At 62.4% G+C, this 655-nt stretch carries 1 protein-coding gene; it reads right to left on the bottom strand.

Translation table 11 applies throughout. The features are described from left to right. Positions 1-127: 127 nt before the first annotated feature. A partial coding sequence (locus JNK74_29155; GenBank protein ID MBL7650247.1) for an ABC transporter ATP-binding protein occupies positions 128-655 on the bottom strand: 528 nt, incomplete at its 5' end.

Here is a 655-nt window from a genome sequence, read left to right as displayed (position 1 = left end):
AAATGCCAGCAATAGGGCAATCAACCCAATTTCGGACCTATTGCTACACATAGCCGGACTCCTCCTGTAGAGATCGGCAGGCGAGGCTGCCACGTTTCACCCCGACTACCTTGATGCCTTCAGCGACTCAAGCGGTGCAACGCAGCGCTGGTCGCAGCTCACTGGCAATGGAACCTGCTTCCATCCGAAGCGTCCGCGTCGCACGCTCGGCTGCCTGCGGATCGTGGGTCACCATGATGATGGTCTTGCCGGCCCGATGGAAGTCCTCCAGGAAGTTCAGCACCTGGCTGCGTGTTGCCGGGTCCAGGTTCCCGGTCGGTTCATCCGCCAGGATGACCTCGGGATCGTTGGCAAGGGTGCGTGCCAGGGCCACACGCTGCTGCTGTCCGGTGCTCAGCTCGCAGGGCTTGTGCCTCGCGCGGTCGGCCAGGCCGACGAGTTCGAGCAGTTCACCGGCCCGTTGCTGCTGAGCGCGGCGCGAGTCGCCGCGCAGCAGCAGGGGCACTTCGACGTTTTCCAGGGCCGACAGATAGGGCACAAGGTTGAAGGACTGAAAGACAAAACCCATCTTCAGGCGGCGGAGCTTCGCCCGTTCGGTCACGCTCAGCTCATAAAGCGATTGGCCGTCGAACCAGACCTTGCCTTGTGTCGGTGC

This window comes from Candidatus Hydrogenedentota bacterium (assembly GCA_016791475.1).
Taxonomy (GTDB): Bacteria; Hydrogenedentota; Hydrogenedentia; order Hydrogenedentales; family JAEUWI01; genus JAEUWI01.
This window is presented reverse-complemented; position numbering and strand designations above follow the sequence as displayed.